This window comes from Leptotrichia sp. oral taxon 847 (assembly GCF_001553645.1).
Lineage (GTDB): Bacteria > Fusobacteriota > Fusobacteriia > Fusobacteriales > Leptotrichiaceae > Leptotrichia.
This window is the reverse complement of sequence record NZ_CP014231.1, coordinates 1,186,750-1,210,715: the sequence shown is the minus strand read 5'-3', so window position 1 is coordinate 1,210,715 and position 23,966 is coordinate 1,186,750. Positions and strand designations below refer to the sequence as shown.

Annotated in this window: 23 protein-coding genes; all 23 read right to left on the bottom strand. The window is 29.8% G+C overall.

All coding sequences use genetic code 11. The annotated features are described in order from the left end of the window. Positions 1-25: 25 nt before the first annotated feature. Entirely contained in the window at positions 26-1,090 is a 1,065-nt protein-coding gene (locus AXF11_RS05600; RefSeq protein ID WP_231724649.1) for an RnfABCDGE type electron transport complex subunit D, read from the bottom strand. A gap of 42 nt (positions 1,091-1,132) precedes the next feature. Beyond that, on the bottom strand, positions 1,133-1,771 hold the full coding sequence (locus AXF11_RS05595) for a hypothetical protein (RefSeq protein WP_068155689.1): 639 nt from the start codon (positions 1,769-1,771) through the stop codon (positions 1,133-1,135). Between the two features lie 229 nt (positions 1,772-2,000). Then, positions 2,001-3,761: an ABC transporter ATP-binding protein gene (locus AXF11_RS05590; protein WP_068155687.1), complete on the bottom strand. Its 1,761-nt coding sequence runs from the start codon at positions 3,759-3,761 to the stop codon at positions 2,001-2,003. Positions 3,762-3,779: 18 nt separating this feature from the next. Further along, the gene (locus AXF11_RS05585; RefSeq protein ID WP_068155685.1) at positions 3,780-4,859 is read right to left on the bottom strand and encodes a polysaccharide deacetylase family protein; all 1,080 of its coding nucleotides are present in this window, start codon (positions 4,857-4,859) and stop codon (positions 3,780-3,782) included. Between the two features lie 13 nt (positions 4,860-4,872). Further along, positions 4,873-5,472, bottom strand: a complete 600-nt coding sequence (locus tag AXF11_RS05580) for a glycosyltransferase family 2 protein (protein WP_231724648.1) — start codon at positions 5,470-5,472, stop codon at positions 4,873-4,875. 155 nt (positions 5,473-5,627) lie between these two features. Next, the gene (locus AXF11_RS10855) at positions 5,628-6,020 is read right to left on the bottom strand and encodes a galactosyltransferase-related protein (RefSeq protein ID WP_231724647.1); all 393 of its coding nucleotides are present in this window, start codon (positions 6,018-6,020) and stop codon (positions 5,628-5,630) included. A gap of 47 nt (positions 6,021-6,067) precedes the next feature. Beyond that, positions 6,068-7,183 carry a glycosyltransferase family 2 protein gene (locus AXF11_RS05575; protein WP_231724646.1) on the bottom strand — a complete coding sequence of 372 codons (1,116 nt, stop codon included), beginning with the start codon at positions 7,181-7,183 and terminating at the stop codon, positions 6,068-6,070. Positions 7,184-7,217: 34 nt separating this feature from the next. After that, entirely contained in the window at positions 7,218-8,300 is a 1,083-nt protein-coding gene (locus AXF11_RS05570) for a glycosyltransferase family 9 protein (protein ID WP_068155683.1), read from the bottom strand. Between the two features lie 9 nt (positions 8,301-8,309). Next, positions 8,310-9,395, bottom strand: a complete 1,086-nt coding sequence (locus AXF11_RS05565; RefSeq protein ID WP_068155681.1) for a glycosyltransferase family 9 protein — start codon at positions 9,393-9,395, stop codon at positions 8,310-8,312. 58 nt (positions 9,396-9,453) lie between these two features. Next, a complete protein-coding gene (locus AXF11_RS05560; protein WP_068155679.1) occupies positions 9,454-10,593 on the bottom strand; it encodes a glycosyltransferase in 1,140 nt (379 codons plus the stop codon). Between the two features lie 17 nt (positions 10,594-10,610). Beyond that, on the bottom strand, positions 10,611-11,615 hold the full coding sequence (locus AXF11_RS05555; protein ID WP_068158270.1) for a capsular polysaccharide synthesis protein: 1,005 nt from the start codon (positions 11,613-11,615) through the stop codon (positions 10,611-10,613). An 11-nt stretch (positions 11,616-11,626) separates the two neighbouring features. Then, positions 11,627-12,904: an O-antigen ligase family protein gene (locus AXF11_RS05550; RefSeq protein WP_068155677.1), complete on the bottom strand. Its 1,278-nt coding sequence runs from the start codon at positions 12,902-12,904 to the stop codon at positions 11,627-11,629. Positions 12,905-12,917: 13 nt separating this feature from the next. Continuing rightward, positions 12,918-13,937, bottom strand: a complete 1,020-nt coding sequence (locus tag AXF11_RS05545) for a glycosyltransferase family 9 protein (protein ID WP_068155675.1) — start codon at positions 13,935-13,937, stop codon at positions 12,918-12,920. A gap of 624 nt (positions 13,938-14,561) precedes the next feature. Further along, entirely contained in the window at positions 14,562-14,846 is a 285-nt protein-coding gene (locus AXF11_RS05540) for a hypothetical protein (protein WP_068155672.1), read from the bottom strand. 66 nt (positions 14,847-14,912) lie between these two features. After that, the gene (locus AXF11_RS05535) at positions 14,913-16,166 is read right to left on the bottom strand and encodes an RNA-guided endonuclease InsQ/TnpB family protein (protein WP_068155670.1); all 1,254 of its coding nucleotides are present in this window, start codon (positions 16,164-16,166) and stop codon (positions 14,913-14,915) included. A gap of 549 nt (positions 16,167-16,715) precedes the next feature. Next, positions 16,716-16,874, bottom strand: a complete 159-nt coding sequence (locus AXF11_RS10585) for a hypothetical protein (RefSeq protein WP_156440390.1) — start codon at positions 16,872-16,874, stop codon at positions 16,716-16,718. A gap of 1 nt (position 16,875) precedes the next feature. Continuing rightward, a complete protein-coding gene (gene manZ, locus AXF11_RS05530; protein WP_068155668.1) occupies positions 16,876-17,718 on the bottom strand; it encodes a PTS mannose transporter subunit IID in 843 nt (280 codons plus the stop codon). Positions 17,719-17,730: 12 nt separating this feature from the next. Beyond that, positions 17,731-18,546: a PTS mannose/fructose/sorbose transporter subunit IIC gene (locus tag AXF11_RS05525; protein ID WP_068155666.1), complete on the bottom strand. Its 816-nt coding sequence runs from the start codon at positions 18,544-18,546 to the stop codon at positions 17,731-17,733. A gap of 92 nt (positions 18,547-18,638) precedes the next feature. Beyond that, positions 18,639-19,130, bottom strand: coding sequence for a PTS system mannose/fructose/N-acetylgalactosamine-transporter subunit IIB (locus tag AXF11_RS05520; protein WP_068155665.1), 492 nt, complete (start codon positions 19,128-19,130; stop codon positions 18,639-18,641). A gap of 213 nt (positions 19,131-19,343) precedes the next feature. Beyond that, the gene (locus AXF11_RS05515; RefSeq protein ID WP_068155663.1) at positions 19,344-19,787 is read right to left on the bottom strand and encodes a PTS sugar transporter subunit IIA; all 444 of its coding nucleotides are present in this window, start codon (positions 19,785-19,787) and stop codon (positions 19,344-19,346) included. 107 nt (positions 19,788-19,894) lie between these two features. Continuing rightward, on the bottom strand, positions 19,895-20,347 hold the full coding sequence (locus AXF11_RS05510; RefSeq protein WP_068155661.1) for a YfcE family phosphodiesterase: 453 nt from the start codon (positions 20,345-20,347) through the stop codon (positions 19,895-19,897). 256 nt (positions 20,348-20,603) lie between these two features. Beyond that, positions 20,604-21,368, bottom strand: coding sequence for a GntR family transcriptional regulator (locus AXF11_RS05505; RefSeq protein WP_068155659.1), 765 nt, complete (start codon positions 21,366-21,368; stop codon positions 20,604-20,606). A 26-nt stretch (positions 21,369-21,394) separates the two neighbouring features. Next, positions 21,395-23,953, bottom strand: a complete 2,559-nt coding sequence (gene gyrA, locus AXF11_RS05500; RefSeq protein ID WP_082729387.1) for a DNA gyrase subunit A — start codon at positions 23,951-23,953, stop codon at positions 21,395-21,397. Positions 23,954-23,966: the final 13 nt, after the last annotated feature.

Below are 23,966 nucleotides of genomic sequence, written 5' to 3'. Positions count from 1 at the left end.
GTGAATAGGATTTATTTTCCTATTTTTAATCTTCATTATTTTGATTGTACAACTTCCAAACTCCAAATACTAAATAGATGTAAACTAAATATGGTATAAATCCATTATTGTGTAAAAATGCGAACACAAAGACTAAAATCATAATTAATATTGCAAATCCAAGTCCTTGAATAATTTCTGCAATCGAAACAGTTTCATTTCCAAATACATTCGGTTTATAAATAATGTTTATTCCTCTCGTAAAAATATTTAAAATTAAGATCGAATAAATGATAGCTTCTGACTGAACCCCCAAAAACCAGAATACAATCGTTGAAATTCCAATCATAGCTCCAAAAAATATTTTACCAAAGGAATGTTCTGGACTTGTAAACTTGTCCGTCATTACAAAAACACCTAAAAACATAAATTCTCCCAGTGTAGTTGTAACCGAAATACCATTTTTAGAAGCCACATTTAATCCTATAAAAATCGTTACAAAAAACGCAAACGGAATGTGCCAAGTTATTCTTTTTCTTATAATCAAATAAATTGCTCCAATAACAACTGCTAAAACGGAAAACGTACCTATCATTCCTCTACTTGTTATAAACAAAGACATTATCTTTGAAGAATCGTCAATTGGGATTCTAAGCGCTTCATTAAATCCCCAAACAGGAGAATTTGGCATCAAATATTCTGAAAAGAATGTAATAACAAATAATTTTCCTAACACAATCGGATTAAATATTTTTTTATTGATATCTCCATATACATTTTTCCCAAAAATAACAGCCATCGCTCCAGCAAAAAATGCTATATAAAATGGTATAAATGGCGGTAACATCATTCCTGTTAAAACTCCTATAACCGTTGAAGAAAACGTGTCCTTTCTCTCTGAAATATTTTTTTTCTTATATAATTTTAAATAAATCCACTCTACTAACTCTGCTCCAATAGTAGAAGTTATTATAGTTATTAATGGTTGTAAAGTATAAATAAAAGAAGCTATTAATATCGGAATTAGTGAGATAAAAATATCAATATTTGTATGAAACATATTTTCTTCAATTAGTCTTTTTTTATTTCTAAACATAATAAATTTTTTCACTACCTTTCTTTCTAAACTTTAAATAATTATATTTTTTCTAATTTATTCCTGTGATGATGAACTACCGCTACTTGCACCACTATCGCTTCCACCAGTAGGTGTAGAACCAGCTGAGCTACTATCCCCGCTGCTACCAGATGATTTTTTACTGCCAGTCGAGCTGCCTAGTGAATGTTTTTTAAATTTTTTAGGTGCATAACTTCCATTCTTCTTTTTACCTTTTTTGTGATGTTTTTTACCATTTGCGTCAACTGCAAATTTTTGATTGACATTTTCTACAAACTGACCTTGAAGATTTTGCTGCTGATTTAAAGCTTGCTGTTGTTGCTGCAATTGCTGTTGTTTAAGTTGCTGCTGCTTTAACTGTTGCTGTTGCAATTGTAATTGCTGCTGTTTAAGCTGCTGTTGCTGCAACTGCTGTTTTTTTAACTGTTCCTGTTGAGCTTTTAGTGCTGCAGGTGAAGGTTGACTAGCAGTAGGCTGTGCTGCAGGTGCCTTCTCAGAATCCGGGTTAGCAACTTTTGCTGCTTTTTTAGTGCTTTTTTTCTTATTCATAATCCAGGCAAATGGATTACTATTTGTTTTTTTAGCAAAACTTTTTGTTTTTTTTGTAGTAAAACTTCCGAATATAAGTAATCCGACAGAAATCAAAAATACGAAAATTCCTTTTATTTGTTTCATAGACATTCTCCTAAACTTTAAAATATTTTAGTCACTTGTAAAAGTTAAATTTTCAAACTACAGTATTTTTATACTTTAATTTCCTCTATTTTTTTGTTTTAAAAAAATTTTTTTGAATATCTTGAATAAAAATACTGCATTTATTAAGTTTTTATATCATTACTTTTACAATTACCTATTTATCATATTTACTTTTTTATTATTATATCACATTTTTAGTAATAATTCCTTATTTTTTTACAGAAAAGTCAAAGTTTTTATTATAAAGTGATTTATATAGACCATTTTTTTCTAAAAGCTCTTTGTGAGTTCCAACTTCTTTTATTTCTCCTTGTTGAAGAACTACTATTTTATCACTATTTTCGATAGTTGTAAGTCTGTGAGCGATGACAAATGTAGTTTTATTTCCCATCAATTTTTCCAGTGCATCTTGAACCAATTTTTCTGATTCGTTGTCCAGCGCCGAAGTTGCTTCATCTAAAATAAGAATTTGCGGATTTTCCAAAATGGCACGAGCTATTGCTATTCTTTGTTTTTGTCCCCCTGACAATTTTATTCCCCGTTCTCCAATTTCAGTATTGTATCCGTCTTCAAGTTTTTCTATAAAATCGTGAGCATTAGCTTGCTTTGCAGCCTCTTGTATTTCTTCAAAAGTTGCATCTCTTTTTCCATATTTTATATTTTCTAAAATTGTTCCTGAAAACAAAAATGTCTCTTGCGGAACTATACCAATTTTTTTTCTCAACGATTTTATATCATAATCTTTTATGTTTACTCCGTCAATTTTTATTTCCCCACTTGAAACGTCAAAAAATCTTGGAATTAAATTTACAAGAGTTGATTTTCCGCCTCCAGAATTTCCCACAAAAGCTACTGTTTCACCTTTTTTTACAGTTAAATTTATATTTTTTAAAATTTTTTCTTCACTATCTTTATATTTGAAATCAACATTTTCAAAAACAATACTGTCCGAAAAATATTCAAATGAAACTTTATTTTCATTGCTTACAATTTTAGGCTCTTCTTCCAAAATTTCAAATACCCGACCAACTGACGGAATATCTATACTAATTTCATTAAATCGTGTAATTGCACGACGAATCGGAGTATACATCGAGCTTATAGCACCCATTATTGTAACAAAAGATCCTGGCGTAAAATCGTGTCCACGCAAAACACGGTATCCTCCTGCAAGCAGAAGTCCCGCTATCATAATATAATTTAGAGCTTCTGAAACAGCACTCGAACGAGCGTTATATTTTGCGGCTTGAACAGCAATTCTTTTTAACTTCATATTTTTTATTTTAAAATCCCTGATTTCTTCTCTTTCCATTGCAAATGCTTTAATTACACGGATTCCAGAAAGAGATTCCTGCAATTTTGAATTTATTATTCCCATCGCTTCCTGTCGTCTTTTTCCAGAGCGTTTCAATTTTTTTGAATATTTTTTTACAATTGTAACTAAAGCTGGTGCAACAATAAGAATACCTAAAGTTAACTTCCAATCAATACTAAGTGCAAATCCAAAACAAATTAAAACTTTAAAAATTTCTGGAATCATATTAAACGTTTCTTTTATCACGCTATTTATATTATTCGGATCAGTTATAACTTTTGTCATAAGTTCTCCAATTTTGGTACTAGAAAAATATTCCATATCAAGTGTTTGTATCTTCACATAGATGTCATCAACGATATTTTTGTACATCGAAGCGGAAATTAACGCTGAAAAAACAGTATTCCAGTAAACTAATACAGCTCCTATTACAGCAAGTAAAATCATAGAACCTGCCGCATATAGAATATCTTTTTCGTTGCTGTCAATAATCCCTTTGTCAAAAAGCCTTTTTATAAGGGCAAGCGGCGCCGAAGACACAGCTGAAGAAACCATAGCTAATATAATATTCAAAAATATTGGAAAAGAATAACGTTTCATATATTTTCTTAATTTTTTTATTGATTTATAATTTTCTGACTTTGTAATTTTCATTGCTTGTTATCCTTTCTTTTAAAATTTAAGTAATTTTTTTATTTTTTTATAAAATGGAGTTTCCCCATTATTTATTTCTTTTTTAAATTCAGATAAATTTTCAAAATCATCTCCGCTTATTCGATAAATCCAGTCTTTATTTAAATTTAACGAGTTTGCTCCTTTTCTTGTCGTAACAAACACTTCCACACCAAGTTTTTTTAAATCTTCTCTATTCCCTTTATAACGGTGTCCCCAAGGATATGCCAAAACAAAAGGAGTTTTGTGAAGATTTTTTTCAATAATCTTTTTATTTTCCAAAATTTCAAAATTTATTATTTCAAAAAATTTATTTTCGTCAATTTTATAGAAAAACTCATCTTTTTTTTCAACAAACAATTTATTCAAAAATTCTATCTTTTCCTTACGAGATTTTTTCCGAAATCCATCAGAATTTTCAATTTTTCTATACTTTTCAACAAAATTTCTCTTTGGACGAAATCCAGCGACTGACACTTGGCTAACTAGCTTAAAGATAGGAAGTCCGTCTAATTTACTACTGTCATTTTTCACATTAAAATGTCCGTCTTTTCCGTCATAAAACAAATTATAGCTCTCTCTTTTAAAATATGGCGAAGTATCTTTTTCATAAAAATCCACAACTTTGATTCGCTTTATCGTCAAATCATGTGAGTGTGTGTGCATCTGAAAATCAACTAAGCCACTTTCATACATTTCCCTCACATTTTCCCAGCTCAAATAATCTACATTATTTCCAACGTATCTCGTATTTAAAAAAATAGTCGCCTTTATATTATACTTTTTCAAAATTGGATAAGCCAGTGTATAATTATTTTTGTAGCCGTCGTCAAATGTGACAAGTATCGAATTTTTAGGTAATTTGTAATTCATATCTTTTAACTCTTCCATTTTAAAAGAAGTTTTATCTTTAATAAGTTTCATCTGCTCTTCAAATTCATCTACAAATATACCTTCTTTTCCAGGTTTATCATCAATACTGTGATACATAAGACAAATTGCAAAATTTTTTCTCGTTTTGTTGTAAATGATAAATACTAAAAACGCCAAAATAACTATTGCTATTAAAATTACAGTCATTGTTTTCCTCCCCTCACTTTATTTTTCCAATCAACTTTAAAAATTTAGCTCTCACTTTTTTTATAAATCTGTCAATTTTAAAACTCAAAACCGTGTTTTTTTTATTTTTACTAAAATGCACGTGTCTTTTGTCTCCAATATGTCTAACATAAGGCTCTTTAAAAAATACGGTACAAAATCCCCTCTCTTTATAAAAATTTGATAAAACTTCTTCATATCGCTGATTTTCAAGCTTTTCGTGAAGTCCAAATAAATCCATATCTTTTTTTCGTCTAAGCCCAGGATTATAAGTAAAAATCTCGCCTTTCACCTTGTAAAATCTCTCACCCGACTTTGACACATAATCGTCTTTTTCGTTAAAAAAATAATCGTTGTTGTAATCTTCCTTCGCTCTCATTCCGACAATCAAAATTGAGCTGTCTTCCTCAAGAAGACCCATTGACTTTTCAACAAATCCCTTTTTAAAAAACTTCCAGTCATCTTCACAATGAAAGATATATTTTGTGTCAACTTCTTTATAAGCTTTGTCAATTGACTTCAATTGCCCTAATCTTGTAGAGTTTACAATAAGTTTAAAATTTTGATTTTTATAATTTGAAATCAATTTTTCCAATTTTTTCCCTTCAGTACTGTCTTCTGTAATTATTATTTTTTTATCGGATAAGTATTGTACTCAAAAAAACTGTCCAACGTTTCTTTTAACAAATCAAATCTTCCAGCACTTGTAATGACAAGTGTAACTTCTTTTTCCATCGCTTTTTCTCTTTTCTATAATAATTTATCGTACTGGTTTAGCCCTCTTTCAGCCACCATCTTTTTATTTTTTATCGCATCACTTAACAATTTGTCGTTTTCTTTTAAGTGGCTTCTGTCATTTTCCTTGTGAAAAATGTGATAAGTCAGCGCACTAAATTTTAATTTCTTTTTTTTAATTCCATTGTTAAAAAGCCTTAGCGCAAGTTCACTATCTTCTCTGCCCCAGCCCTCAATTTTTTCCTCAAATCCGTTTACGAGCTCCAAATCCTTCTTAAAAAAAGACATATTGCAACTTCTAATCCCCTTTAAATTTTTATCTTTTTTTGTCAAAATTTTAGATAAAATCGAATTTCTTATCATATTAAGTTTATTTTTAAAATTTTTGTCAAACAAATTTTTCCACAAATTTAATTTTTCGCCATTTATAATTTTTTGCGATTTATCTTTTGATATTATAACACGGGAACCTTGAATAAAAAAGCCATTTTCTTTTTTTCAATATGATCTTGCACAAAATGTCTCTCCAATATCAAATCCCCGTCAATTATTATGACATAATTTCCAGTTGCCTTAGCAATCGCTCTATTTCTCGACATTCCCGCTCTAAATCCCTTATCTTCCTGCCAGGAATGAATAATTTTTACAAAAGGATTACTAATTTGAAAATCTCGCACCAAATTAGCTGTTTCCTCCCTTGAGCCGTCATCTGCCACAATAATTTCATGCGGCAAGACAGTTTGAGCCAAAACGCTTTCTAAACACAGTTTTAATGCATCTGGCCAATTATAAGTCGTAATCACAAGAGAAGTGTCTTTTCCCAAAGTGTTGTAATAAACTTCCCGCAATTTAGTATATTTTGTCATAGTATAAATCGAGCTATATTTTGCAAGTAAATATCCTTCGTAGCCGTCCAAAAATCCCAATTGCAAAATATACATTTTCACAAATCTAAACAACATCTTTGAATAAATTTTTATAAAACTTGGATTTCTTTTATTTTTTATATATTCTTTCGCACTTTGCGAAGTATACCGATTCAACTTTTCCAAAAATTCTTCGATACTGTCGTAAGTGTAATGAATTATAAGCTCATTAATTTTTTCAATTTTTTCTTTTGTCTGATATTTCTCGTGAACTTCCCTGTTACTAATTTTAACTTTCCCATTTTTCCAAAGTCTAATTACATAGTCGTCCCAACCACCAAACTTAATTTTACGCCCAAAAGCGATGTTTCTAAGTTTTATTTTATAAACTTCACTTGAAGGATTACTACTATTTATGATCATTTTTATTTTTTCTTTTAATTCAGGCGACACAACCTCATCTGCATCAAGAAGTAAAATCCACTCTCCACAACACTTTTCCAAAACAGAATTTTTTTGAGGCCCATATCCTTTCCATTTTTCCACAAAAACTTTTGCCCCTTTAAACTTAGCTATCTCTACAGTTCTATCTCTACTCTCGCTATCGACAACAATTATTTCATCTGCAATTCCTTTAATCGCATCAATCGTCTTTCCAATCCTATTTTCCTCATTAAAAGTTATTATCCCAACCGATAATTTCATTTAGCTTTCTCCCATTTTTTAAAATTATTTTTCTTTAAAAATTACATAAAAGTTTTTCAAAATCAATGTCATTTATATTTTTTTCAGGAAAATCAATCAAAATATTTCCTTCTTCCTTTATCCGCCATTTATTTTTATTAAGCTTTGGTCCATAAAAAGCCATCACTTTTCGATTTAATCCCTCTCCCAAATGAAGTATCGAAGTGTCCAAGGAAACGACCAAATCACTTCGATTAATTAGAGAAATACTATCCAAAATCGTCCTTGAATCTTCAAAAAAATATACATTCTCATCATTCACATTTTTTAGTGTTTCATAAATTTGCTCTCTGTCAGACGGCGAATCAAGTATCACAATTTTATCATTTGGATATTTTTTTCTCAATTCTTTTAATATCACAAGTGAATTTTTCAAATTTGTCTTTCTTCCGCTAGAAGCCCCAAAAAAGTTTACTGAAATCACTCTTTCACTTTTATCACTTTGACGAATATTTTTTTCTCTAAAAAATTTGTCAACTTTTTTTTCTGACTCACTTGAAATTGGCACGTCATATTTGGTATTCGTAATTTTAATATTTACACAGTTAAGCATTTCCCGATAGATGTCTTTCATTCTCAAACTCTTACTTTGTTTGACATTCTCGTTGTAAACTGAAAAATTATCTTTGTTGTACCCAATATTCACTTTAGCATTCATTTTATTTAAAAAATAAACTTGCTTGTATTTTAGGCCTTCTGTAGAATCCAGTATCACATCGTAATTATTTGGCTTTAATTTTTTTATCATTTCTCTCCACTCTCTAAGCTTTTTTCTGTTAAAGACATAATAATTATCAATATTCTTATTATATTTCAACAAATTTTCCAAAGAGTTGATGGAAATTATATCCAACTGTATATGTGGATATTTTTTCTTAATTTCTCTAAACATAAAAGAACTTATGATATAATCTCCTATTTTCCCATCTATTCGCATAAATAGCATTTTTTTTATTTTATCAGGCGTAAGGTTAATTTTCTTTTTCTTTTTGTCAAACATTCTACTCAAAAAATCATTTTTTTTGTCAACTAGCGCATCTCTATACGGCTTGTAAAATTTCCAGTTTATTTTTCCCATTTTTTCTTTTTACCTTTCACTTTGTCCATAAATTTTATTTATTTCAATGTTCAACCACTTTACTGCATCTTCCATAGGAAAATCATAAAGATCATTTTGAGTTCCAGCAATATTTGAAATAATCTGTAAACTATCTACATTTTTATTTGGCACAGGCGACCATCTATAAAGGTTCGCTTCATTATTCGCATAAAAACTAAGCACCGGCTTTTTTAAGGCACAGGCGATATGAACACTTCCACTGTCAACTCCCACGACTATATCTGACGATGCCAAAAAGTTTACATATTCTTCTATTGAAAATGCCTTGGATAATGAAATGTCAATATTACTTTTTAAAAGTGAAGTTAGTTTTTCAAAATACTTTTCACTTCCGCTAGTTTTAGACATAATAAATTTTACATTTTCAAAATTTATATCATTCAAAAATTTTGCCAATTCTTCGATTTTAATACATCTGTCATTTCCCTGTGGAGCCAATAAAATTTTTATTTTTCTTCGCTTCAAATTCCAATTCTTAACCATTTTTGAAACTTCAAATCCATTTAATTCCAATTTTGGAATCTCTTTTTCAATATTAAAATATTTTGAAAATTCCGAATACATCAGATAGTCGACAATATGAGCTTTTTCTGGTGGTGCAGTTACAAAATCATAAATTTTTATATTTTTCCTGCTAAAGTAGTGCCCAGCTTTATCCTTTCCAAAACTTATTATTATTTTTGGTTTTAGTATCTTTGTCCAAATAAGTCTTTTTGTATTAATCTGATCTTTAAAATCCAAAAGCAAATCCCACTTTTTTCGATGCCTAATTATTTTTTTCCTATCGACAATCTCATCAAACACTTTTTCTTTCTGATTAATAAGTTTTATAAAATTTTTATTTCTAATAGTTGAAACAATCCCTATTTTTGCATATGGATACATTTTCCTAAGCTGCCTTGCGTGACTAAATGAAATTAATGTATCCCCCAGTGCATCTTTTGGGCTTAGTAGCACCGTTTTTACATCTTTTAAATTAATATTTTTATACTTTTTTTTATTTCCAAGTAGTAAAATTGTCAATTTTATTTTAATTTTTTTTATCATATTCATTATTTTACTCCTGCTATTTTTCTGCCAAAGCAATTTTATTTAAATTAAAATCTAAATTTTATTCAAAAACCAGATTTTTCAACAATTTTTGTAATTCATTCCTATTACTTTCAATTGAAAAATCCTTAGCACGATTTAGCGCCTTTTCACAATAATATCTATACTTTTCTTCATTTTCAAGTTCCAAAACATCTAAAACAAATTTATCTTTGTCATTTAGCGGAACAAGTTTTCCGTATTCGCTATTTTCTCCCAAAATATCTTTTGGTCCGGTAGGACAATCATAGGCGACAACTGGAGTCCCAAATGTCATACTTTCAATTAAAACTGTAGGAAGTCCTTCATATTTCGCCGTATGCACAAACAATTTTGCATTTTTAAAGAATGGATATGGATTTTCCATCTGCCCCAGCAAAAAAATATCATTTTCCAATTTATATTCCTGTATTTTTTGACGAAGCAATTCATTTTTTATCCCGCTTCCAACAAAATAAAGTTTTTCTTTTATCCCTTTTTTCTTCAACTTATAATAAATATCAATTAAATGCTCAGGCTGCTTTTGCTCCGAAAGTCGTGAAACTTGCAAAAAATAATCTTCCTTCAAATATTTTTCATATTTTTTTTCCACATCTTCCGCTCTTTTTTTTATAAATTCCAAGTCAATCGGATTGTAAATCATCACAACTTTTTCACTATTCATTTCAAGTTTTTCCAAAAACTCTTTTTGCATAACTTTTGTAATCGCTATAATTTTTGAATACTTTTTATATTGCCTTTTATATTTTTCAATTTTTTTACTCGTCAATTTTTCCCCAAAAGTAAGCGAAAAATGAACCCATGAAATCAAAGGTATATTTACAGAAAAATTTTCATATTTTAATAAATTTGAAGAATAATCTATCACAACATCATATTTTTCTTTTTTTATTTTTTCTTTTATCAATTTTGGATATTTATTTTTTGAAAAAAATCTATAAAACTCTTTCATAAGTTTATTTTTCCCATCATAAAAATCAAACAAAAATTCGTAATTTACGCCTTTAGGAATCTCATTTTCAAACAAATTATTTTCTTTATGATTCCAAGTTATAATTAAATCTATGTTGTGCCCTAAATCTCTTAAATTTTTTAATACACTAATTAAAACTCGCTCTTCTCCTCCCATACTCAAATGACCGTGTAAAACCAATATTTTCATAATTTTCCTCTCACTTTTTAAATTTCATATAAATTTTTAAAATATTCAAAAAAAGTATTTTCAACTTTCTTTTTACTGCTGTCTATTTTAAATGACAACTTGTGAATGCTCACAGAATCAGTTATTTTTTTTAGTTTTTCTTTGGAATAAGTATCAAACCACACTTTAAAAAGTTCGTGAGGCAATGTGTCCGAAACAATTTTACACCTATCTTTCCTATAATATTTTTCAACTAATTCCGTATATAAAATCTGCATAAAAAAATAATTTGGAATTCTATCGTTATCTCGCCAAAAAACTAAAAGTAAATCGAGAAGTGTTGCCATTATTTTATTATCTTTATGAGAAAATATTATACTGCTCAACATCTTTATTTTAGATTTTTTATTCCAAGAAAAATAAATCGAATCATAAAGTTCAAATTCTTTTTTATTTTTGAAATCATCATCTCTTTGAAAAAGAAAATAGTCCATTTCAAAATATTCACTCGGCAAATAATCTGTGAGTAAAATTGTCGCATCAACCCATACTCCGCCATAATATTTTAAGAGAGCAAATCTCAAAATATCCGTAAAATGAGCATATCCCATTTTCTTTTCAGACAATTTTTTCATCACATAATCAGGAAATTCCAAATATTTACTAATATTTTCCATATCCAGCCTAATCAAAGTGTAATTTCCTTTATATTTATCCATCGCTTTATAACAAATTTTTACCACATTTGGCAATTTTTCATAATCCCATCCTTGTCCCCAAAACTGCCAAATTATTTTTTCATCATTTAAAAACTTTTTTTTTGGAATAACTTTAGCTATTTCAATTTTATCTTCAAAATAATCGGCTAAAATTTTATCCCAGTCACTGACAATAGCCTTTTGATTAGAAAAATACACTTCTCTTTGTATTTTATCAAACAAAAAATTTGGCATAAGTTCTTTGTAAATATATTTAAATGGCTTTTTTTTTAGTTTTTCATTTAATTTATAAATTGTGGAAGCGGTGAATTTGTATTCTTTCATAATCTGTCCTTTCATTTTTTATTATTTTTCAAAATTTCCCATTTTTGATAAAGATAGCACATAAACACGATTAAAATAGTCAAAGTCAAAATCATATGCTTGTCATTTAAGTTATCATCTGTCATTCCTTGAATAAGCCAAGCGACAAGCGAAACTTTCGTAGCCAGTTCAAACGCCAAAATTTTTGAGTCTAAATTTTTTTCACTTTTAGAAAATTGTGTCTTAAAAAATATTATTGCAATTTCAACAAATAAAAATATAAAAAATGCAAATCCTAAAATTCCATAATCCAATAAATACTGTAAATATGAATTATGTGACGCCACATAGTGCTGTGTTCTAATATTTGGTCCACTTAAAAAATATTTATTCACGTAGTCCATAGCTCCTATTTTCTTATAATAGTCCAAATTAAACTGCTTTCGTTCTATTGCCTTCCATCCATAAATCGGCTTTTTTTCAAATGCTGCTATTCCCGTTTTCCAAAAAATCACTCTAAGATTACTTGACGGATCCTTTTTATAATCCACTATATATTTAAGTCTACTTGAAATCGAAGTCGGAAGTAGAAAAAATCCACACACACAAGCAATCACAAGTGCAACAACATATTTTTTATTTCTCTTAAAAACTAGATAAAAAACGGTCGGCAAAAGAGAAATATAAACCATTTTAGATCTGTTGACAACCACGATAAAAGCGACTAATAATGCTAAAATAATCAAAACTATTTTTATAATCCTGTTTTTTTTCTCATCGCTATTTTTATAAAAAAGTATAAAAGAAAGCAAAAACAACAAAATTATACACATAATATTAGCAAAATCCTGAACTGTCAAGATAGCGGTTACTCTTGGATAATCAAACCCCGCAGGATGCGCCCAAGCATTAAAATTTTTAATAAAATTAAACATCGCAAGCATTAACGTTATTGTTCCACCAATTAACAACGCTTTTATAAAATTAAATATCTTTTTATCTTCATCCAAAAAATAAATTAGAGGAAAAAAAGACAAATATTTAAAATTATAATTATCAAGCCTTGAATGTAATCCTCCGTCTAAAAAAGCAATGACAAACGGCGTAAAAGCCAGCAACAAAACTGCAACAGAAATTTTTTTCTCTTTAAAAACAAAACTATTTTCTCTATTTTTGTGTGAAATGACAGAAATTAAAAACAACACCAAAAGTAGTGGAATTAACACATTATTTTCAAATTTTTCCGACAGAAATAGTGACATTGCAAACAGTAAACAAATTCCATATCCTATACTTTTTATTCTTTTCATATTTTTCTCCTAACTAATTTTCTTCCAATCTTTTTACAATTTCCCCATAAACTCTTTCCACACTGATCAAAGGAATCCCTTTATAATAATCCTTTCTGTATGGATGCTGATGTCTAGGAATTTTCACAATATTATTTTCATAAAACTCATTATCCTCAATGACATTACTTTTCTCTTTCCAAGGAAAAAATCCAAGCGACCTTTTTCCAGGACCAAAAATTCCAATTACAAAAGGTTTGGAAAATCCACTAGCAATATGAATGGGAGAACTGTCATTTCCAACAACCACATCCGCAAACGACAACAGCGCCGAAAATTCCAATAAATTTATTTCTCCTCTCAAATCTATCACATTTTTTTCGCTAAATTTCAAAGGCAAATTTTTTTCCGCTTTACTTCCTGTTATCACAACAAAATTTTTCTCATCATCTGACAACTTTTCTATAACTTTTGCATATTTTTCAATCGCCCACATTTTCTCCGGTCTTTGACTTCCAGGCGCAACGATAATCATTTTCATAAATTTTTCGTCAAAATTTTTTCTTTTCAAAATTTCTTTAATTTTTATTTTATTTTCTTCACTTGGATAAATTCTAATTGGAATTCTTTTTCCACTATATTCAACCAAATCCAAAAGTCTTTCAACTTCATGCTTTCTCATATCATAGTGAACTTTTTTACCCAAGAGGAAAGCTCCTGTTGCCACATCAAATCCAACAATTTTTGGAATTTTAGCCATTTTTGCAAGTGCAATTGAACGGATAAACCTATGTGGAATAACAGCATAATCATATTTTTTTTCCTTTAAAATTTTTAAAACTCTAAAAAACCCTTTTATTCCTTTACCTTTTCCCTTCTTGTCATAAATAAGAATCTCATTTAAATTTGGGTTATTGCTTATTACGCTTTTATTTGTCGGCAAAGTCAAATAATCAATTTCTGAATCTGGATACATCTCTTTTAATCTCTGTATCAATGGCGTTGACAAAACAATATCTCCAATAAACGCAGTATGTATGATTAATATCTTCATATCATTTTCCTTTTTTTAATTTTTCTTTCTTAAAGATTATATCATAAAATGACACTTTTTTCTTATTTTTTTCTACTTTTTAGACAGAGTAAAGTATTTATGCGTAAATAAATGAACTTTTATTCTGTTTCAAATTTCTTATCCAATCCATAAAACTATTAAAATAATAATTTTTTTCTATTCTTTTTTAAGCAAAAATGTTCATTGGCGCACCTCTGTACCTCAACTAGTCTTCAAAATTTTTTGGCACTGTTAAAAACTCACTTTCAATAGGACAATTTTGTTAACATATAAAAATTCTCCGACAGTTTAAATTTTACTACCATACAAAAGTGTCGTGATTTTTTTGGAGTAAAGACGACTGTCTGAACGAAGTGAGTTTCGTCTTTGACGCAGAAAAAATTCTTAGACTGACGTGGGGATTATAAGGGGAAATGGCGGTCCTTTTCCCTTATGTAAAAAAATAAATAAATTTGATTAAACAAAAAAACATTTTGTATTCAAAAAAATATTGAAACTAAAAATCTATATTTGAAATTTCTACTCTACTATACTTATAAACAAATAAAAATTTTTTTTAAAATAAAAAGAGGAAATACCCCTAAAGATAATCCCTTCTTTTCATTATTTTTTATATTTTTTGACAAACTCAATAAGTTCTGCTATCTCTTTTTTAGCCCTTTCTGACAAAACTTTCACATCATTCGTCATTTGCTTTGAACGAGCTAGAATAAAATCCAGATACTCTGTATTTTTAGTTTTCAAATACATATCTTTGGCATAATACATATCACGAAAATCATTTCTTGTTTGATTTATCAGTATTTTTTGTCCAACCATTACAATTAACGCCGCTGATAGTGCTATTATCGTTCCATAGCCCTTTGTAAAAGGATCTGAACCTCCCACTTCTTACGTCGCGGGGTTCTAAAATCTTTAAAATTATTTAAAAATTTTCTAAGAAGTTTGATAGTCCTATGCTATCCTTATTCTTTTAGGTGTGTTCAGCTCACCTCTATTGTATAGGATACTTAAATCCACAACTTTACTTTTTCTTAATATATTTAATGCTCCATTACAATCTGCATTTAATTGATATCCTTTACTTGTTTGATATAGTCCTCTTTTTATTCTTTTTCCACTGAATATATGTTCTTTTTGATTTTCTTTATCGTATATTGGGATTTCATCTCCATCAAAGAAACTTGCTTTTGATGTATAACTTTCTTCTTGTAGCTTGAATTCTATTCCATATAGTTTACATAGATATTGTAATTTATCTCTTATTTTTCCATATGGTATATTTACAAAATTTTGATTATTTATACTTCCTATATTTGAATTTCTTTGAAAATCTTCATTGTACCCTAGAACTAGTTTTCCTATATCATTATTAAGACAATAATTTACAATTATTCTTGCTGCTTTTGAAAGATAATCTTCTATACGATTATTTCTCTTTCTAGCTATTCTCTTTTGCCTTAATGTTGTGCGGGAGGTCTTTTGCTTATCTTTTATGCTTTGTAATTTTGCATTTATCTTGTTATAGTATTGATTTATTGATTTTAATTTCCTACCATCTATTAAAAATGATGCTCCATTATTAGTTACACAAGTACATAGATTATCTATACCTAAATCTATTCCTAGTCCATTTTCTTTATTTAATTCCCTTTGAACTTCTTCTACTTCATAAGTATATTGAATTTCAAAGTACCTAGAATGTTGTTTAGGTATTATTCTAATCTCCTTTATTTTCTTGTTTTTTAATACTGGTGGTAGCTTAATTTTAACTTCCTGATGAGTTTTCTTAAACGAATTTGAATAAGGAACTATCAGCATACCATCTTTTAATCTAACAAAACCTATAACAAGAGTTGTAAAACCATCCTTAGCAAGATATTTAGGTAATTTTATTTTTTTATTATCATATTGACCATTCTTAGCAAGTTTTAAAAGTCCAAAAAATGATTTAAAACTTCCATCTACTTCTTTTAGAATTTGTTGTGCCATATTAGAATTTAATTTCTTGTAATTCTCACTATTTTTAAGTATTTTATAGTTTTCATTATAACTTAAATACTTTTTCTTATTAAAATAGTATTGTCTAATATTATATATAGCTTCATTAGTTAAGTTCTTGGCTATATGTGATAAATATTTTAAATTTCTAAACTCTTTTTTACTAAGATGTTTTACCTGTTGTTTTAATGTTAAATGCGTATACATCACCTCACTTTCATAAGGTTATTATACCGTATTTTTAATACATTTTCAATAATTAAGTAAAGTTTTTTATTTATTTTTAAATATTTTTAAAGTTTTTAAAACCCCACAACAGTGGGAGGCGTCGTTCACATAAGTGCGCTACTACTTATGCAGTTCTCTTATGAACTTCTTGTTATCTCTAACAAGCACAGACTATATCTTATCCATATCCTATTTCAAGGACTTAGGCGAAACCACTTCCAATACCAATTGCTTGTATTGTACTCCCCTCACGAGGGATAGTCGTTGAACTTTCCTTTTCAGGCTTAGCTGCTGATTGTCTATTATATGCCTTTTTATATGGCTCAGTGTTTAGGATTTAACCTTGCACCATCTAGTATATTTTTTCTGCTTTCGCTACCTTCACATTTGCCTCTTATGAGTAAGATTACTATGTTGTGGTTATACCAGCTTTAAGAGTTCCCAGCAATTCAGTTTCTTTGTTGTACAGTTTTTCTTCTGTATCTACATACAAGTTTCCCTATATGCTTACTAAAATTCTCAAACAATTCATCTCACGACTAAAGTTGCGAGTGTTCTTGCATTATTTAATAAAATCATTCCAATAATCATAAGTCCAGTAACTAAGACAGAACTATTTTTAATATACCCTTCCTTCGGAGGAACTTTTACAAATTTTTCCACTTTTGAAATCATTTTTTTAAACATATTACTGCAAAATTCCTAACCAGAATCCTACTATTCCTATTACAAAGAATCCAAAGATTATCCAAATAGCATTTACTTTTCGTTTTAATAAGCTCATACATGCAAACGTCAACAATAATGCCAATAGCCCTGGTAACAATTGGTCTAGTATACTTTGAACTGTAGTTACAACTTCTTTTCCAGTTGCTGCATCTTTATATTTTGATATTACTAACGGCACATCTATTGTAGTCCATTTTGAAACTAACGCTCCCATTACAAAAAGCCCTAATATAGAAGCACCTTGAGTTAATTTTTGAATAACTCCACCTTCCATATCTCCAACGATTTCAGTTCCTTTTTCGTAACCATATTTTAATCCATACCATCTAGTCAAAACTCTTGCTATATTTATTCCCAAAAAGAAAAGTATAGGTCCTAATAAATTTCCTCCAGCTAGTGCAATTGATGCTCCAAGTGCCGCTAAAACAGGTCTTAATGTACCCCAGAAAATTGGATCTCCAACCCCTGCAAGTGGTCCCATAAGTCCTACTTTAATCCCACTTATAGTTGCATCATCAATGTCCGCTCCATTTGCTTTTTCCTGTTCCATCGCAGCTGTAACACCCATTATAGTTGAACCAATCCATGGTTGAGTGTTAAAGAATTCCAAATGTCTTTTTAGTGCTGCAGCTTGATCTTCTTTTTTAGAATAAAGTCTTTTTATTGCAGGAATCATCGTTACACAAAATCCCATTGACTGCATTCTTTCAAAGTTAAATGAACCCAATAAAGTAGTTGATCTCCAGTACATGCTTTTCAAATCTTTATCAGTTAATTTTTTTTCTACATTATTTTCTGCCATTTTTCTTACCTCCTATAGTCCTTCCAATTCGTCGTCAGCTTCTTCTGAAGTTCCACTACCTGAACCACTTTTTTCACTAGGTAATGCAATAGATGCGTGATATTTAGGATTTAATTGAATATATAGTATTGCAAGACATAATCCTAAAATTCCTAAACCAACTAAATTAAATTCTGTAAATGCCGCTATTACGAATCCTAAGAAGAAGAATGGCATCAAAGCCTTTGCTTCCATCATATTTATAACCATCGCATACCCAACAACTACGATAAATCCTCCTGCGATTTGCAATCCTCTAGTAATTACTTCAGGAATTGCATGCAATGCTCCTTCTACAGCACTTGTTCCCGCAATCAGACCAACTAGAAGTGCTGGTATTGCAACTCTTAGCCCCTGTAACAAAAGCCCCGCCAAATGACACATTTCTATTCCTTTAAAATTAGCTTTTTCTGCAAAATCATCTGCTTTATGTTGAAAGAACACTGTTATTGTTCTGACAAAAATTGTAAGAACCTGCCCTGCCGCTGCAATCGGTACTGCAACTGCTATTCCTTCTCCAATTGGCTGTTTTCCTACAATTACAAGTATCGCTGAAATAACACTGGCTAGTGCTGCATCTGGCGCCATTGCGGCTCCTACATTCATCCATCCAAGCGCTATCATTTCAAGTGAACCACCTAGTAAAACTCCTGTTTTTAAATTTCCTAGTACAAGACCAACCAAAGTACACGCCACTAATGGACGATGAGTTTGTCTTTCGTCAAGTACACTTCCCATTCCTGTTATTGCTGCTACTAATACCAGCAAAATTAGCTGTACAACATTCATTCTTATGTCCTCCTAAATTTAATTTTCAATGTTTTATTTAGCAACTTTATATTAAATAAAATCAGCAAAATTATATTTCCTGATAATTTTTACTAGTCAAATGAGATAGAATCCAATTTTGAATTTATATCTTCTTTTGCAGAAGTTGCCAATTGTCTCATGTCAAGTTCTACTCCCATAGCTCTTAATTTATTGAATGCTTCTAAGTCATCTTTATTAATTGCAACCGCTTTTGAAATTAATTTGTCTCCTTCTTTAAATGTCATTCCTCCGACATTAACTGTTTTAATGTCAACTCCACCTTCGATTAATCTAACTACATCAGCTGGACAAGTGACAAGTAACAATACTTTTGTTTTGGCATATTTAGGATTTTTGTAAACTGCTATCGCTTTTTCGACAGAAATTACAAATGATTTTACTCCTTCTGGTGCCACTTGTAATAAAAGTGATTTTCTTATTTTATCTTCTGCTACGGCATCATTTACCGCGAATATCGCTTCTGGCTTAGTTGCTTTTACCCATGAAGTTGCAACTTGTCCGTGTATCAATCTCGAGTCTATTCTTGTTAATACTAATTCCATGATTTTATTTTCCGCTACTGAAAATTCTAAATTTAATTTTAAATTAAAATTTAGTTTACAGTAACGCTCCTTTCTTTATATTTTATTTTCTTTTTACTTTATTTCTAAAAAGTTGACTATTTTATTTTGAAAAAATTAATTTTGAAAAATTAAAAAAATTGTCACATTTCATTTCAATTTATTTTTTTTAAATAAAACATTTTTATTAAGTTTTTACAAATCCAATTCATCCAAATCTTCGTCTTCATTTTCCGAACTGTCTACAAACAATTCACTAAAAATTTTAATTCCGTTTATTCCAGAATTTTTTGCTATTTGAACTAACTCTGCAACATCGTCAGTTTCTTCTCTAGCATCCAATACTTCTAATAACATAGGTACATTTACTCCTGTTATTACATCAGTATTTTTTGTTTCGGCAACTACTCTGCAAGCTGCATTATAAGGACTTCCACCAAATAAATCCACTAAAAATAATGTCCCTTTACTGTCATATTTTGCAATAATATCCTGATATTTTTTTATCAAATCTTCAGGTCCTTCTCCAGGAACAAAAGTTACAAAATCAAGCTTTTCACTTTCTCCCAAAACCATTTTTGTCAGATTGACAGTTTCTTCGGACATTTTTCCATGTGTCGCTACAATTAAATTAATCATAAAGACTCCTTTCGCTCAAATAAAATAAAATTTCTCTAAATAAACTTGCTAATAAAATTATACCTCATCTTTTTCATATTGCAAATTTTTATTTAGAAAAATTTTTTTTATTTTAAAACTTTTTGCTCAAATCTTTTTCCACCGTAGTAAATTACGTACTTTTTATCCTGCAATGCTCCAGGATTTACAAAAATTATTCCATTTTTTTCTTCCAAAAACTCTTTATGAGTATGTCCAAATACGCAAATATCTACATTTTCATAATGTGCTTTTTTTTCTAATTCTTTGAGAGTTGTTTTGACATTAAAAAGATGTCCGTGAGTAAGTAAAACTTTTTTCCCGAATAAATCAAAGACTTTTGTTTCCCTTGTATCGAAGTCATCCGAATCTGTATTCCCTTTTACAATTGCGAAAGGAACTTCTCTAAATACAAGTGACATATCAAATGCATCAGTGCTGTGATCTCCAGCAAATATGACAACTTCCGGTTCTTCTAATTCCATCACCTGCTGAAAATAGTCTAGTCTTCGATGGCTGTCAGAGCAAATTAATGCTTTCATAATTTCGTTTCCCCTTTCTTTTTCAAATTAAAATATTAATTTTTTATTAACTAGAAAGAAATAACTAATTAGATTAGAAAATTTGTTTATATAATGTTTTGTGTGTTATAATTATAGTTAATTAAAATTTTAAATCACTTATTTTTCCATTATCTTTTCCTGTTTTTATATATTTTTTTATTTGATTTTAAAATTTAAAAAAACTATATCCAAAATAAACAAATTTTTATTTGATTTTTGGATACAGTTTGAGATTTTACACTATAAATATTGGTTTTTTCACATTTTCAAGAAGTCTTATTCCTAGTTTTCCTGTAATTTTTTCCACCATAATTGTATATCTTAAATCCCCCATCAATATGAAATCATAATTTTTAGTTTCCTGCAAAAGAGTTTTAAAAGTTTCACCTTTTTTATAAATCAAGTTATAATTTTTACCGAATCTTTGAACAAGTCCATCTTCTTCTTTTTCAATATCGCTATTTACCCGAAGAACATTTATTTTTTGTTCCCCAAACATATATAAAAATGTAAACAATGTCTTATTCGCATTATAAGCGCCATCATCCAGCAGTAGTATATTTTCTAACTCAAAATTTTCCACATTTGGAAGAATAATTAGAGGTTTGTAGTTACTTCTCAAGAGTTCTTTTAAAATTGGACTAACTTTTTCATTTTTTACTAAAACAAGCGCATCGTATTTTTTTAATTCTTCAAGCGCAATTTCATCAGTTTCTCCTTCTTTTGCGTAAACATTTTCAAAAGAGGCGTCCATCTGTTTTTTTATTTTTTGAAAAGTCTTTTCTTCCTGGTCCTTGTATTCTTTCACAAAGTAATTCATTCCCACATTTACGCCGATTCCTTCGACTGCAACAGGAAAAACTTCGTATTTTAAAACATCTTTTACATAAATTGCGTCCATTTGCACATCGTATTTTTCCTTGAATTTTTTTCCAAATTGCGTCAATGCGTTAATTTCATTTTCTGCGGTAATCAAAAATAAGATTTTTTTAGATAACATTTCAATCACTTCCTCACATTATTTTTTTATTTTTCTCCTAATTCGGATGTTTCTGTTATTTTTACCGTTGAAACTATTTTTTCGTTGTTTCTCACTTTCATTATTTTGACTCCTTGCGAAGAACGGCCAAATGTTGAAATGCTATCAACTTTCGTTCTAATAAGAGTACCTTCAGAAGTTATAAGCATTATTTCATCATCGCTTCCGACTATTTTAACATCTATTATAAGTCCTGTCTTTTCGTTTAGTTTAGCATTTATAATACCTTTTCCACCTCGGGAAGTCAGTCTATATTCTGATAACTTAGTCCGTTTTCCATAACCTTCTTCTGTTATTGTAAGAATTTTAATTTCATCATCATTTATTTCTGAACTTATAATCGCAGCTCCCACAATTTTATCTTTATCACGAAGCGTTATTCCTTTCACTCCAGCAGCTCCAGTTCCCATGCTTCTTACATGTTTTTCAGAAAATCTTATTGCAATACCATTTCTAGTTGCCGCAAAGATTTCATCTTCTCCACTTCCGCTTGTAAGGCCTACAAACATAACTTCATCTTCATCATTTAATCTAATCGCCCGTTTTCCAGTTTTCATAATGTTTTTAAATAATGTCAATTCAGATTTTTTAACAACTCCGTTTCGTGTTACAAAGAATAAGTTTTTATTTTTTTCAAATTCACGAACTTTTATTATCGTGCTTACTTTTTCGTCATTATCCAGATTTATAATATTTCCTATAAGTTTTCCACGAGCTTGCTTTCCAGTTTCAGGAATTTCGTATACTTTTATGCTAAACACTTTTCCTTTTGTTGTGAAAATAAGAAGTGTGTCAAGACTTTTTGCAATATACATATCTTTTATTACATCATCTTCCACAGTATTTGTGGCATTTACACCTACACCACCTCTTTTTTGAGAACGGTATGTATCAATTGCCATTCTTTTTACATAACCTTTTTCAGTAAGTGTTACAACCACTTCTTCATCTTTTATTAAATCTTCAATACTTATTTCAGCTCTCGCATTTCTTATTTCTGTTCTTCGCGCGTCGCCAAAATCTTCTTTTAGTTTAATCGCTTCTTCTCTAATTATTGCAAACACTTTTGTATCATCTTCTAAAATCGACGTCAATTTTGAAATTAACGCCATAAGCTCGTCATATTCCTCATTAATTTTATCTCTTTCAAGTCCAGTAAGTCTTTGCAACCTCATATCAAGAATTGCTTTTGCCTGTACTTCTGAAAATGAAAAGGCGTTTATCAAATCTATTTTTGCAATATTAGCATCTTTTGCAGCCCTAATAATTCTTATTACTTCTTCGATGTGGTCCAGTGCAATTTTAAAGCCTTCCAAGATATGAGCCCTATTTTTAGCTTTATTTAACTCAAATTTTACTCTTCTTGTAATTACTTCAAATCTATGCTCAAGATATTTTTCCAAAATTTGCTTTAAATTTAGAATTTTTGGCGCATTGTCAACCAATGCCAGCATTATCACACCAAAAGTATTCTGTAAATCAGTAAATTTGTAAAGACTGTTTAATACAAGCTCACTTTCTTCACCTCTTTTTAACTCAATTACAATTCTTATTCCATCTCTGTCAGTTTCATCCCGCAAATCCGAAATTCCTGATATTTTTTTCTGTTTTACCAAATCTGCAATTCTTTCGATAAGTCTTGCTTTATTCACTTGATACGGTAATTCTGATACAATAATTGACTGTCTTCCAGTTTTTGATGTTTCCACATCCACACGTCCTGCCACTCGAAGTTTTCCACGCCCAGTTCTGTACGCATCATAAATTCCCTGTTTTCCATTAATTATCCCACCTGTTGGAAAATCTGGACCCTTTATGTACCCGATTAATTCATCAATCGAAATTTCAGGATTATCAATTAATGCAATTATTCCGTCCACAACTTCTCCTAAATTATGTGGTGGTATATTTGTAGCCATCCCCACCGCTATTCCGTTTGCTCCATTTAAAAGTAGATTTGGCAATTTTGCAGGAAGTACAACTGGTTCATCCAAACTTTCATCAAAGTTTTTTCTGTAATCAATCGTGTCTTTATTTATATCAGCTAGTAATTCCTCCGTAATTTTGTCCATCCTAGCTTCAGTGTATCTCATGGCAGCTGCTTCATCGCCGTCAATTGAACCAAAGTTTCCGTGCCCTTCAATTAACTCATATCTCATATTAAAATCCTGTGCCATTCTTACCATAGCCCCATAAACCGAAGAATCTCCGTGCGGATGGTATTTACCAAGTACATCTCCGACAATTCTTGCAGATTTTCTAAATGGTGTCTTATGAGTCATCCCCATTTCATTCATTGCAAAAAGTATTCTTCTGTGAACAGGTTTTAGGCCATCTCTCACATCAGGCAAAGCACGGCTCACAATGACACTCATCGAATAATCAAGATATGCAGACCTTATTTCTTCTTCAATATAGACATTTTGCTCATTTGATAAGTCCGTTGTTTTAGAAATTCCCTCTAAAGTTACTTCTTTCTCATTGTTTTCTTTATTTTTTTCTATTTCATCTTTTTTTTCTTTGTCATCTCTGAAATCATCAGACATTTATTTACCTCAT